This window comes from Kocuria flava (assembly GCF_001482365.1).
GTDB classification, from domain to species: domain Bacteria; phylum Actinomycetota; class Actinomycetes; order Actinomycetales; family Micrococcaceae; genus Kocuria; species Kocuria flava.
The window spans coordinates 1,500,071-1,511,878 of sequence record NZ_CP013254.1; the positions used below are offsets into that span (position 1 = coordinate 1,500,071).

The following is an 11,808-nucleotide window of genomic DNA, read 5'->3' on the forward strand; positions in this document are numbered from 1 at the left end:
CCCTTTCCCAGGACCGCACCCAGGCTCTCGACCAGGAGAAGAATCCCATGTCCTCCACCCGCACCCCGGCCGCCCCGGCGCCGGACCGCGAGCCGGCGCCCGGCGCCGCTCCCACGCCCACAGCCGCCGCCCCGGCCGACGAGCGGGTCCAGACCCGCGGCCTGCTCGGGGCGCTGCTGGCCCGGCCCGAGATCGGCGCGCTCGTCGGCGCCGTCGTCGTCGGGCTGTTCTTCGCGATCGCCGCCCCGTCGATCACCCAGGCGCAGTCGATCTCCACCGTGCTCTACGGGGCCTCGACCATCGGGATCATGGTGGTCGGGGTGTCGCTGCTGATGATCGGCGGGGAGTTCGACCTCTCCACCGGCGTGGCCGTGATCTCCTCGGCCCTGACGGCCTCGCTGTTCAGCTGGTACTTCGGGCTCAACGTCTGGGTCGGGGTCGCCGTGGCCCTGCTGACCTCCCTGGCGATCGGGCTGGTCAACGGCGTGCTGCTGATGCGCACGAAGCTGCCCTCGTTCATCGTCACCCTGGCGACCTTCCTGATGCTCACCGGCCTCAACCTCGCCCTGACCCGCCTGATCGGCGGCTCCGTCTCCTCCCCGTCGATCAGCGGCATGGACGGCTTCGCCGCCGCCAAGGCGGTCTTCGCCTCCTCGGTCGAGGTGGGCGGGGTGAGCATCCGGATCACGGTGTTCTACTGGATCGCCCTCGTGGCGATCGCCTCGTTCGTCCTGCTGAAGACCCGGATCGGCAACTGGATCTTCGCCGTGGGCGGGGACCCCGACGCCGCCCGTGCGGTGGGCGTGCCCGTGGCGCGCACCAAGATCGGGCTGTTCATGGGCGTGGGCCTGTGCGCCTGGCTCGTGGGCATGCACAACCTCTTCGCCTTCGACTCCGTGCAGTCCGGGGAGGGCGTGGGCAACGAGTTCCTCTACATCATCGGCGCGGTGATCGGCGGGTGCCTGCTCACCGGCGGCTTCGGCTCCGCGATCGGCGGGGCGATCGGCGCCCTGATCTTCGGCATCGCCTCCCGCGGCATCGTCTACGCCGAGTGGAACCCGGACTGGTTCAAGTTCTTCCTGGGCCTGATGCTGCTGCTCGCCACGATCGTGAACATGTACGTGCGCAAGCGCGTCGAGAGGAAGTGACCACCGTGTCGACCCACCCCACCACCGCACCCGCCGGCGGCACCACGGCCGAGCGCGGTCCGGCCCACCTGGTCTCCCTCGAGAACGTGGGCAAGCGCTACGGCAACGTCATCGCCCTGCGCGAGGTGACCATGGCCGTGGACGCCGGCAAGGTCACCTGCGTGCTCGGCGACAACGGCGCCGGCAAGTCCACCCTGATCAAGATCATCGCCGGGCTGCACCAGCACACCGACGGCACCCTGTACGTCAACGGGGAGGAGACCACCTTCGGCTCCCCGCGCCAGGCCCTCGACGCCGGGATCGCCACCGTCTACCAGGACCTGGCCGTGGTGCCCCTGATGCCGGTGTGGCGCAACTTCTTCCTCGGCTCCGAGCTCACCACCGGGTTCGGACCCTTCCGGCGGCTGGACACCGCCCGGATGAAGGCGATCACCAAGCAGGAGCTGGCCGACATGGGCATCGACCTGCGCGACGTCGACCAGCCCATCGGCACCCTCTCCGGCGGCGAGCGCCAGTGCGTGGCCATCGCCCGCGCGGTCCACTTCGGGGCGAAGGTGCTCATCCTCGACGAGCCCACCGCGGCCCTGGGCGTGAAGCAGTCCGGGGTCGTGCTGCGCTACATCCTCCAGGCCAAGGAGCGGGGGCTGGGGGTCGTGTTCATCACCCACAACCCGCACCACGCCTACCCGGTGGGCGACCGGTTCCTGCTGCTCAAGCGCGGGCGGTCGATCGGCTACTACGAGAAGTCCGGGATCGCCCTGGGCGACCTCACCGCCCAGATGGCCGGCGGGGCCGAGCTCGAGGAGCTCACCCACGAGCTCGCCCAGCTCGGCGGGCACACCACCCAGATGCAGCAGGTCCGGGCCGACATGGCCGAGTCCCTCGCCCGGCCCCGCCGCCAGGGCTGAGCGCCCGCTCCGGGACCCCGGCCCCCGCCCCCGTGGACCGCGCCCGGGTGCGGGGGCCGGCCCACGCCCGGGCGCGGCGCGGAGCGGGCGCCCCGGCGGCTCAGTGCGGGGGAGGGGCGGTGCTGTGCCGGACCTGGAGCACGGGGGGCAGCAGCTCGTCCGGGGGCCGCGGGGCCCCCGGTGCGAGCCGGCCGAGGAGCAGCTCGCCGGCCCGGACCCCGGCCGCGCGGCCGGCCGTGTCCACGGAGGTGAGCCCGATCCGGCGCAGCTGCGCCAAGGGGGTGTTGTCGTAGCCCGCCACCGAGAGGTCCCCGGGGACCGCCAGGCCCAGCTCCTCGGCGGCGGAGAGCACCCCGAGGGCGACGACGTCGTTGACGGCGAAGACCGCCGTGGGGCGCTCCGGCCCGGCCAGCAGTGCCCGGGCGGCGCGGTGGCCGGCCTCCTCGGTGAGGTCCGCCGGGACGACGCGGACCTCGCGCGCGAGGCCGGCCGCGCGCATGGCGTCCTCGTAGCCGCGCCTGCGCGCCGCCCCCACCGCCGTGTCCCCGCCGTCCACGTGGGCGATCCGGCGGTGGCCCAGCGCCACGAGGTGGCCGACCACGAGCCCCGCCCCGGCGACGTCGTCGTTGGTCACGACCGTCACCTCCGGTGCCGGGCCCGCCGGGGCCCCGAGGGCGACGGTGGGCACCTGCGCCGCCGCCCGGGCCAGCACGGGGCTCTGCGGCAGGGTGCCCACGAGCACGAGGCCCTCGACGTTGAGCTCCAGCAGCTTGGGGACCAGCGAGCCGCCGCTGCGCGAGTCGAGCCGGAAGTCGCCCATGAGCACCTGCAGGCCCGCGGCGTCCAGCCGGGTGCCGAGTCCCTCGACCGCGCCGGTGAACCAGGGGTTGCGCAGGTCGTTGAGCACCACACCCACGATGCGGCTGCGCGACTCGACGAGCGCACGGGCGGCCGCGTTGGGCCGGTAGCCCAGCTCCTCGGCCGCCCGGCGCACGGCCTCGCGCTTCGGCTCGCTCACGTAGCCGGTGCCGCGCAGGGCCAGCGAGGCCGCCGACTTGGAGACGCCGGCCCGCCGGGCGACGTCGACGATGGTCGCGGCGCGGCGGCGCGGCGGCGTGGTCATGGTGCTCCTTCCGGTCCCCGGCCGGCTCCGGGGCCGGCGCGCGTTGACGCGCTCCGCGTCCGTCCCTAGCCTAGACCCCGACATGGGAACGTTCCAATACTGTTCCCGCCCGGGCCCCGGCCCCCACCGCGAAGGAGCACCATGCAGCAGATCACCCTCGGACTGGCCGGCGTCGGGCGCATCGGCGTGTTGCACGCGGAGCACCTCGCCGCCCTGCGCGCCCCCCTGCGCGAGCGCGGCGTCGAGCTGCGGCTGCGGCTCACCGACGTGGCCGCCGAGCACGCCCGGACGGTCGCGGCGGCCACGGGCGCCGAGTTCCTGCCCTCCGCGGCCGAGCTGCTGGCGGCGGGGGTCGACGGCCTCGTCGTTGCCACGGGCACCGCCACCCACCCCGAGCTCATCCGGGCCGGGGTCGACGCCGGGGTGCCCGTCTTCTGCGAGAAGCCCGTCGCCCTGGACGTCGCGAGCTCCCTGCCCGTGCTCGAGCACGTCCGGCGGGCCGGCGGGACCGTGCAGATCGGCCACCAGCGCCGCTTCGACGCCGGCTACCTGCGCGCCCGCGAGGCCCTCCGCTCGGGCGAGCTGGGCAGGCTCTCGTCGCTGCGCGCGGTCACCTGCGACATGACCCCGCCGCCCGTGGAGTTCCTCGCGAGCTCCGGCGGGCTCTTCCGCGACTGCTCCGTCCACGACTTCGACGTCGTGCGCTGGCTCACCGGCCGGGAGATCGTCGAGGTCTACGCGCTCGGCTCCAACAACGGCGACCCCGCGATCGGGGCGGTGGGCGACGTCGACACGGCCCTGGCCGTGGTGACCCTCGACGACGGCACGGTCGGCACGGTCTCCGCGAGCCGCTACAACGGGGCGGGCCACGACGTGCGCCTGGAGCTGCAGGGCTCCGAGGGCACCGTCGTCGTCGGCCTCGACGACCGCGCCGCCCTGCGCTCGGCCGAGCCCGGCACCGCCTTCCCCGCGGGGCCGTCGCACCGCACCTTCGCCGAGCGCTTCGAGGACGCCTACCGCGCCGAGATGCTCGCCTTCGTCGAGCTCGTCCTGGGGGAGCGGGTCAACCCCTGTCCGCCGGAGGACGCCGTGGCCGCCGCGCGCGTGGCCGACGCCGCCCAGGAGTCCCTGCGCACCGGCGCACCGGTGCGCGTGGCCCCGGCAGGCGCCGGGGCGCACGGAACGACGGCGTCTAGTACGTACTAGACGCCGGAGCTGGTACGTACTAGCGTGGCTCGTGCTCCACCGCACGAGCCGTTCCGGCCGTGCGGCCCTCCCCGGGAAGAGGTCCCCGTGCCCCAGCACCGCGAGCTCACCGTCGGCCTGATCGGCGCCGGGCGCATCGGCTCGAACCACGCCGAGCTGCTCGCCCGCGCCGTCCCCGAGACCCTGCTCGCCGTGGTCGCCGACCCCGTGGAGGGTGCCGCCGCCCGGCTCGCCACGGCACTGGGGGTCGAGCGGGCCGCCACCGACCTCGGCGGCGTCCTCGCGGACCCGGCCCTGGACGCCGTGGTGATCACCGCCCCGGCCCGCTTCCACGCCGGGCTCGTCGAGCAGGCCGCGGCCGCCGGCAAGGCGGTCTTCTGCGAGAAGCCCGCCGGGATGGACCTCGAGGAGATCGAGCGCGTGGCCCGCGCCGTCGAGGAGCACGGCACGGTCTTCCGCGTCGGCTTCAACCGCCGCTTCGCCGACGGCTTCCCGCAGGCCCGTCGCGCCGTCGACGAGGGCCGGCTCGGGATCCCGCAGCTGCTGCGCTCCACGACCCGCGACCCCGGTCTGGCCGACCCGGCCGCGGTGGCGCCGTGGACGATCTTCCGCGAGACCCTCATCCACGACTTCGACGCCCTGAACTTCCTGAACCCGGGCGCCCGTGCGGTGGAGGTCCACGCGGTCGCCGACGCGCTCGTGGCCCCCGAGCACAAGGACGCCGGCCTGCTCGACACCGCCGTGGTGACCGTGCGCTACGACAACGGCGCGATCGCCACCGCCGAGGCCAGCTTCTCCGCCGCCTACGGCTACGACACCCGCGCCGAGGTCTTCGGCTCCGGCGGGATGGCCACCGTGGGCGAGCTCGCCGCCTCGAGCCTGCGCCTCTACGGACCGGAGGGGCTCAGCGCCGACACGCTCCGGTGCGACACCCAGTCGATGGGCCGGGCCTACGCCGCCGAGCTGCGCTCGTTCGCGCTCGCGGCCCTCGGCCGCCCCGCCGGGACGGGGCCCGAGGACCCCGCGGAGGCCCCGGGGGTGGACGCCGCCCGCGAGGCGCTGCGGATCGCCCTGGCCTGCATCGAGTCCTGCCGCACCGGCGCCCCCGTGCGCCTGCCGGCCTCGGGGGCCGGCCGGTGAGCCCGTTCGTGCTCGCCGCCAGCGCGGAGATGCTCTTCACGGACCTGCCGCTGACCGAGCGGGTCCGCCGCCTCGACGCGGCGGGCCTCGAGGTCGAGATCTGGGACTGGACCACCAAGGACCTCCCGGCGCTGGCGGCCACCGGCGCCCGCTTCGGCTCGATGACCGGCTACGTCCGCGGCGGCCTCGTGGACCCCGGCGCCGCCGACGAGCTGCTGCGCACGGCCGAGCGGTCCCTGGCCGCCGCCGAGGTGCTCGGCTGCCCGCGGCTCAACGTCCACGGCACGGGCCTCGACGCCCGCGGGCTGCCGGTGGTCCCGCACGAGGTCGTGACCGCCGCCGACCTGCTCGCCGCCGCCCGCACGCTCGAGCGCCTCGCCGCCCTCGGGGAGCGGCACGGGCGGGTCTTCACCCTCGAGAACCTCAACCGGGCCGTGGACCACCCCGGCGTCCCGTTCGCCCGCGCCGAGGAGACCCTCGCCCTCGTGGCCGCCGTGGACAGCCCCCACCTGCGCCTGAACCTGGACCTCTACCACGCCCAGATCGGGGAGGGGAACCTCGTGGAGCTGTGCCTGGCGGCCCTGCCCCACGTGGGGGAGATCCAGGTCGCCGACGTCCCGGGACGCTGCGAGCCCGGCACGGGCGAGATCCACTACCCGCGCGTCGCGGCCGCGCTCGCCGGGGCCGGGTACTCCGGCGTCGTCGCCCTCGAGGGCTGGGCCGCGGGGGACCCGGCGACCGCGCTCGAGCGCTTCCGGGAGGCCTTCACCCCGGCGGTCCCGGTCGGCGCCCCGGGCGCCGCGCCGTGAGCCCGTCGCCGCGGGACCCGGCCCGGGCCACCAGCCGCCGGGTGACCATGCGGGACGTCGCCCACGCGGCGGGGGTCTCCCAGGCCCTGGTCTCCATCGTGTTCCGGGGCGCGCCCGGCGCCGGTGAGCAGACCCGGGAGCACGTGCTGAAGGTCGCCGCCGAGCTCGGCTACCGCCGGGACGAGCGGGCCCGGCTGCTGCGCCAGGGCGCCTCCCGGCTGCTGGGCGTGGCCTTCGAGGCCGGCCAGCCCTTCCACGGTGAGCTGGTGGACGGCCTGCACGTCGCGGCCCGGGCCCTGGGGCGCGACGTCGTGCTCGCGGCCGTGACCGCCCACCGGGACGAGGCGGACGCGGTGGAGGGGCTGCTGCGCGACCGCTGTGAGGCTCTCGTCCTGCTCGGCGGGGCGCTGCCCGAGCAGCGGCTGGAGCACATCGCCCAGGAGCTGCCCGTGGTCTCGGTGACCCGGCGCCTGGAGTCCCCGGCGGTGGCCAGCGTGGCCACCGACGACCACCGGGGCGCGGTGCTCGCGGTGGAGCACCTCGCCGGGCTCGGCCACCGGCGGATCGCCTATCTCGAGGCGGGCCGCGCCGCCGGCGGCGACCGGCGCCGGGCCGGCTGGGCGGAGGCGGTCGCGGCCGCGGGACTCGGCGCGGAGGCCATCGTGGAGCCGGCCGATGCCTCGGAAGCGGGCGGCGCCGCGGCCCTGGACCGCCTGCTCGCCCGGGACCCCGCCCCCACCGCCGTCGTGGCCTTCAACGACCGCTGCGCCGCGGGGGTCGTGGGACAGGCCCTGGCGACCGGGCTCGCCGTGCCGCGGGACCTGTCGGTGGTGGGCTTCGACGACTCCGCGCAGGCGCGCCTGCCCTACCTCGACCTCACGACCCTCGCCCAGGACCCGGCCCTGCTGGCCCGCACGGCCGTGGAGCTGGCCGTCGCCCCCCGGGACGCGGCGCCGGCCGCTCACGTGGAGCTGGGCACCCGGCTCGTGGTGCGCGACAGCACGGGCCCGCCCCGGACCCGGGACCCCGACCGTCCCGACGCGCGCTGAGCCCACCCCGCCCGGCGGGACGGGCTCAGACCAGGACGATCGTGCGGTTGCCGGAGAGCACCACGCGGCCCTCGGCGTGCCACTTCACGGCGCTGGAGAGCGCCTGCATCTCGGCGTCGCGGCCCACGGCCACGAGGTCCTCCGGGGTGTGGGCGTGGTCGACCGGGATCACGCGCTGGGCGATGATCGGGCCCTCGTCGAGGTCGGCGGTGACGTAGTGGGCCGTGGCCCCGACCATCTTCACCCCCCGGGCGTAGGCCTGGTGGTAGGGCCGGGCGCCCTTGAAGCTGGGCAGGAACGAGTGGTGGATGTTGATGCACCGGCCGGAGAGCTCGCGGGTGAGCTCGTCCGAGAGGATCTGCATGTACCGGGCCAGCACCACGAGCTCGGCGTCGTAGCGGTCGACGAGCTCGAGCAGCCGCGCCTCGGCCGCCGGCTTGGTCGCGGCCGTCACGGGCACGTGGTGGAAGGGCACCTCGTGCCACTCGACGAGGGACCGGTGGTCCAGGTGGTTGGAGACCACCGCGACGATCTCGATCGGCAGCTCGCCGATGCGGGTGCGGTGCAGCAGGTCGGTGAGGCAGTGGGAGAAGCGGGAGACCATGATCAGCACCCGGGTGCGCCGCTGGACCGGCTCGAGCCGGAAGCGCATCCCGTGCCGCTCGGCGACCGGGGCGAAGCCCGCGGTGAGGGAGGCGGTGTCGGCGGTGCCCGCCTCGCTGACGGTGTGGCAGCGGATGAAGAACTCGTCCGTGAACCGGTCGGAGAAGTGCTTGACGTCGAAGATGTCGCAGCCCTGCTGGGTCAGGTTCGTCGTGATCGCGCTGACCAGACCGTGGGCCTCGGGGCAGTGGACGGTCAGGACGTGCTCGACGGTCCCTGGGTCGTTCTCGGGCATGGGCGGGCTCCTCGGCGGTGGGCTGCGGGCGGGTCCGCGCGGGGGCCGGTCGGCGGCCCGTGCGGCCCTCCGATCCTAGCGGCTGCCGCGGAGGGCCGTGCCGGGGCGGGAGCCGTGCGGGGCGGTGCGCCTGCGGGGACGCCGGGGAGCGCGGCAGGGGCGGCGGGCCCGGGAGCGGGGGTGGTGAAGACCGATGGCCGCGGGAACGGGCGGCGGAATCGCGCCCGGCGCGGGGAGAGGTGCGCCTCCGGTGGAGGACCCGCGGCCATCGGCAGGCGTTGCACGCCTCAACGAAGGAGAGCCGTGGGCTGAGCGGCTTTCAGAGCGCGGGCGCCGCAGACGGTGCACCCCCCAGTGCCTCCGAATCGGTCCTGCCCGCGCAATTTCCCCCGTTGCTGTGGTTTCCACCACGAGGCCGAGTTTATCCGACGCCCCGGTGCATTCGCACCCGCGGGCGGGCAGAAGATCGGGGCACCCGTCCCGGTCGGGCTGCGATGCCCCCCGTTCGGGGGTGCTGCGGAGGCGGCCCCGCCGCCTGGGGCGCCGTTTTCCGGGGCTGCGAACCGGTGACGGCCACCCGCGCCGGCCCGGAGGGAACGGCCCCGTCCCCACAAGTGGGGACGGGGCCGGTGCGGTGTCCGCCCGGCGTTCTCAGGCGACGCCCGTGTTGAACAGCAGCCCCAGGGCGTAGGTCGCCAGGGCGGCGCCGAAGCCGATGCCGAGCTGGCGCAGACCCCGCTTCCACGGGGAGGCGCCGGAGAGCAGGCCCACCAGGCCGCCGGTCACGAGCAGCGCCACGCCCACGAGGACGAGGGAGACGACCACGGCCGCCGCCCCGCTCAGTCCGACGAGGTAGGGCAGGATCGGCACGAGGGCGCCCGAGGCGAAGAATGCGAAGCTCGAGGCCGCCGCGCCCAGGTCGGTGCCCAGGGCCACGTGCTCCGGGCCGGGCTCCTGCTCGGCAGCGGGGTCGCGGAAGGACAGCGAGGGGTCGCAGTCGCAGTCGTGGAAGCCCAGCCGCTCGGCGGCGCGGTGCTCGGCGGCCTCCTCGCTCATCCCGCGGGCCCGGTAGATCTGCACGAGCTCGTTGGCGTCCAGGTCGAGGTTCGGGGCGGCGTGCAGGGTGACCTGGGTCGGCTGGGAGGCGTCGAGCAGCTCGCGCTGCGAGCGCACCGAGACGAACTCGCCGGCGCCCATCGACAGGGCTCCCGCCAGCAGCCCGGCCAGGCCGGTGAACAGGACCATGGCCGCCGAGGTGCCGGTCGCGCCCACGCCCATCACGAGGGCCAGGTTGGAGACCAGCCCGTCGTTGGCGCCGAAGACGGCGGCGCGGAAGTTGCCGGAGAGCTTGTGCCGGCCCTCGGTCGCCAGGGCGCGCACGATCTCCTCGTGGACGGCCTCGTCGGCGGCCATGGCGTCGGAGGCGTCCTCCTCGTCGTGGTACGGGGAGCGGCCCTCGGCGCGCTGGAGCATGGCCAGCACGAAGACCGTCCCGAGGTGCCCGGCCAGGAGCAGCAGCAGCCGGGAGTACAGGGAGGGCCGGGCGGGCCGGTCGGCCTGGGGGCCCAGCAGGCGGACCCAGTGCTCGGCGTGGCGCTGCTCGCCCTCGGCGACCTGGCGCAGGATGTCCTGCTCGCGCCCGGAGCTGCGCTCGGCGAGGCGGCGGTAGATCTCCGCCTCCGTGCGCTCCTCGGCGAGGTAGCGCCGCCAGCGGCGCACCTGGGACGGGTGCGGCTCCGGGCGGGCGGCGCCGGGGGAGTGGGCGGTGCTCATGGGGCCTTCCTCGCTCCCGGCGGGCGGGCGTGCGGGGCCTGCCGCCGAGGCGTGCGGTGGGTGCGGGTGCGGGACGGCGGGTGCGCGGAGCCGCCGCCGTCCCGGGGCAGTCTAGTGCCCGCGGCGCCCGACCGGACCCGGCCGTGGCGCAGGCCTCACCGGCCGGTGCGCGGCGGGGCCCCGTGCTCATGGGGCCTTCCTCGCTCCCGGCGTGCGGGCGGGCGCGCGGGCGGGCGCGCGGGCCTCAGGCCTCGGGGGTCGAGGGCACCCGCGTGCGGGCGGCCACGACGTCGGCGAGGCCCTCGCCGGCGGGCTCGGCGGGGAAGGACCCCACGCCCCAGTGGAAGCGGTAGGGATCGGCGCAGCCCCAGCCGAAGCGCAGGCCGTCGACGAGCTTCTGGGCCGCCTCCCGGAACCCCGTGGGACCGGTGGTCCACGGCTGGTCCCACCCGGCGGGCTCCTCCCACTCGTCCTCGTGGAAGAAGGTGGCGTCCACCGGCCACTCGGCGTGGACGAACTGCCCGCCCGAGAGCACCGCGCACCGCACGCCCTGCGGCCCGGACTCGGCCCAGGCGGCCGGGGACTCGGCCCCCGGATGCACGGGCTCGTACTCGACGACGAGGAAGTCGTTCCAGGGCAGGCGGGCCAGGACCGTGGTGATCAGCCGCTGCAGGTCCTCCCACACCTCCTCACCGGCCGGCTGCGGGTCCGCCCCGTGGGTGACCACGCCGATGCCGGCCCGGCCCAGCATCTCCTGGGCCTCCGGGGTGGCCAGGTCCGACCAGGTGCGGGTGTCCGCGTAGCCCTCGGCCCCGTCCGGGCCCGCGGGCTGGTGGCCGGCGGCGAAGCGCATGGCCTCCTCCCAGGAGCCGAAGAACCGCCGGACCCCGTCGAAGTACGGCCGCGGCATGCGGGCCCCGGCCTGCTCCACGGCCCAGCGGCCGTAGAGCGTCGTGGTGGGGCGCCGGCCCCGGCGGCGGCAGTCGGCGAGGAAGGCGGTGACGGCGGCGGCGTACTCCTCCTCCGTGAAGATCCGCTCCTGCTCGGCGTCGGGGCCCGTGGCGAAGCCCATGGCCTGCAGGGCGGCGCTCCAGCTGCCCCCGCCCAGGCGCTGGGCGACCGCGCGCTCGGGCGCCGGCCAGTAGTGGGCCAGGCTGCACAGGAACTGGGCGTCGGTGCACAGCCCCAGCCGGGCGTGCTCGTACTCCCGGGCCGAGAGGGCCGGGGGTGCCTGCTCGGCCGCGTGCCGCTGGGCGGCGCCGATGAGCCCGAGGGCCCGGCGGGTCACGTCGCCGTCCGGGTCGCTCTCCGAGAGCAGGGAGGTGACGTCGCGGACCGTGTCGTGGGGCAGGTGCACGGCCGCGTGCTGGGGGTCGGGGGCCAGGCCCAGGTGCTGGGCCAGGGCCAGCCAGATCCCGGCGCGCACGGCCTCGTCGCCCACCTCGGGGGCGGCGGCCCCGGGGCGGAAGCGCTCGCCCAGCTGGGCCAGCGCGGCGTCGAACAGGGCCGGGGACTCCTCCGGGAACAGCAGGAGGAAGCGCAGCCGCGCCTGGCCGCGGGTCAGTCCGCGCCGGGCCATGGCCCGCAGGAGCGGGCCGTGGCGCTGCACGAAGGCGGCGACACCGTCCACGGCGTACGGCATGGGTGGACTCCTCCGGTCAGGGGGTCGGGCGGGACCGCTCGGGCGCGGGGCGTGCCGCGTCCGAGCCCCGGCACGGTCGCGGCGGTCGTCCGGTGCGGTGCTGTCGATGCTA

The 11,808-nt window shown here is 76.0% G+C and carries 10 protein-coding genes; 6 read left to right on the forward strand and 4 right to left on the reverse strand.

Annotation, left to right across the window (positions count from 1 at the left end; all coding sequences use genetic code 11):
* Positions 1 to 47 precede the first annotated feature (47 nt).
* Entirely contained in the window at positions 48 to 1,148 is a 1,101-nt protein-coding gene (locus AS188_RS06770; RefSeq protein ID WP_083529298.1) for an ABC transporter permease, read from the forward strand.
* A gap of 5 nt (positions 1,149 to 1,153) precedes the next feature.
* The gene (locus AS188_RS06775) at positions 1,154 to 2,056 is read left to right on the forward strand and encodes an ATP-binding cassette domain-containing protein (RefSeq protein ID WP_058859779.1); all 903 of its coding nucleotides are present in this window, start codon (positions 1,154 to 1,156) and stop codon (positions 2,054 to 2,056) included.
* 100 nt (positions 2,057 to 2,156) lie between these two features.
* On the opposite strand, the gene AS188_RS06780 is transcribed toward AS188_RS06775, so the two are convergent.
* Positions 2,157 to 3,179, reverse strand: coding sequence for a LacI family DNA-binding transcriptional regulator (locus AS188_RS06780; RefSeq protein WP_058858217.1), 1,023 nt, complete (start codon positions 3,177 to 3,179; stop codon positions 2,157 to 2,159).
* Between the two features lie 141 nt (positions 3,180 to 3,320).
* On the opposite strand from AS188_RS06780, the gene AS188_RS06785 reads away from it, so the two are divergent.
* From AS188_RS06785 to AS188_RS06800, 4 genes are all read left to right on the forward strand, one after another.
* Positions 3,321 to 4,385 (forward strand): Gfo/Idh/MocA family oxidoreductase, encoded by a 1,065-nt coding sequence (locus AS188_RS06785; RefSeq protein ID WP_058858218.1) that lies wholly within the window; start codon positions 3,321 to 3,323, stop codon positions 4,383 to 4,385.
* 87 nt (positions 4,386 to 4,472) lie between these two features.
* Positions 4,473 to 5,525 (forward strand): Gfo/Idh/MocA family oxidoreductase, encoded by a 1,053-nt coding sequence (locus AS188_RS06790; RefSeq protein WP_058858219.1) that lies wholly within the window; start codon positions 4,473 to 4,475, stop codon positions 5,523 to 5,525.
* Positions 5,522 to 6,334 carry a TIM barrel protein gene (locus tag AS188_RS06795; protein WP_058858220.1) on the forward strand — a complete coding sequence of 271 codons (813 nt, stop codon included), beginning with the start codon at positions 5,522 to 5,524 and terminating at the stop codon, positions 6,332 to 6,334. Before AS188_RS06790 ends, AS188_RS06795 begins: the two co-directional genes overlap by 4 nt.
* On the forward strand, positions 6,331 to 7,383 hold the full coding sequence (locus tag AS188_RS06800) for a LacI family DNA-binding transcriptional regulator (RefSeq protein ID WP_211268319.1): 1,053 nt from the start codon (positions 6,331 to 6,333) through the stop codon (positions 7,381 to 7,383). The genes AS188_RS06795 and AS188_RS06800 overlap by 4 nt, the downstream gene beginning before the upstream one ends.
* A 25-nt stretch (positions 7,384 to 7,408) precedes the next feature.
* On the opposite strand, the gene purU is transcribed toward AS188_RS06800, so the two are convergent.
* From purU to AS188_RS06815, 3 genes are all read right to left on the reverse strand, one after another.
* Positions 7,409 to 8,281, reverse strand: a complete 873-nt coding sequence (gene purU / locus AS188_RS06805) for a formyltetrahydrofolate deformylase (protein WP_058858221.1) — start codon at positions 8,279 to 8,281, stop codon at positions 7,409 to 7,411.
* Positions 8,282 to 8,932: 651 nt separating this feature from the next.
* Positions 8,933 to 10,054 (reverse strand): VIT1/CCC1 transporter family protein, encoded by a 1,122-nt coding sequence (locus tag AS188_RS06810; protein ID WP_058858222.1) that lies wholly within the window; start codon positions 10,052 to 10,054, stop codon positions 8,933 to 8,935.
* A 244-nt stretch (positions 10,055 to 10,298) separates the two neighbouring features.
* The gene (locus AS188_RS06815) at positions 10,299 to 11,696 is read right to left on the reverse strand and encodes a TY-Chap domain-containing protein (protein ID WP_058858223.1); all 1,398 of its coding nucleotides are present in this window, start codon (positions 11,694 to 11,696) and stop codon (positions 10,299 to 10,301) included.
* Positions 11,697 to 11,808: the final 112 nt, after the last annotated feature.

Coding starts and splice junctions, on each gene's coding strand:
- AS188_RS06770 (WP_083529298.1), top strand. CDS start 48: ATGTCCTCCACCCGCACCCCGGCCGCCCCGGCGCCGGACCGCGAGCCG.
- AS188_RS06780 (WP_058858217.1), bottom strand. CDS start 3,179: ATGACCACGCCGCCGCGCCGCCGCGCCGCGACCATCGTCGACGTCGCC.
- AS188_RS06785 (WP_058858218.1), top strand. CDS start 3,321: ATGCAGCAGATCACCCTCGGACTGGCCGGCGTCGGGCGCATCGGCGTG.
- purU (WP_058858221.1), bottom strand. CDS start 8,281: ATGCCCGAGAACGACCCAGGGACCGTCGAGCACGTCCTGACCGTCCAC.
- AS188_RS06810 (WP_058858222.1), bottom strand. CDS start 10,054: ATGAGCACCGCCCACTCCCCCGGCGCCGCCCGCCCGGAGCCGCACCCG.
- AS188_RS06815 (WP_058858223.1), bottom strand. CDS start 11,696: ATGCCGTACGCCGTGGACGGTGTCGCCGCCTTCGTGCAGCGCCACGGC.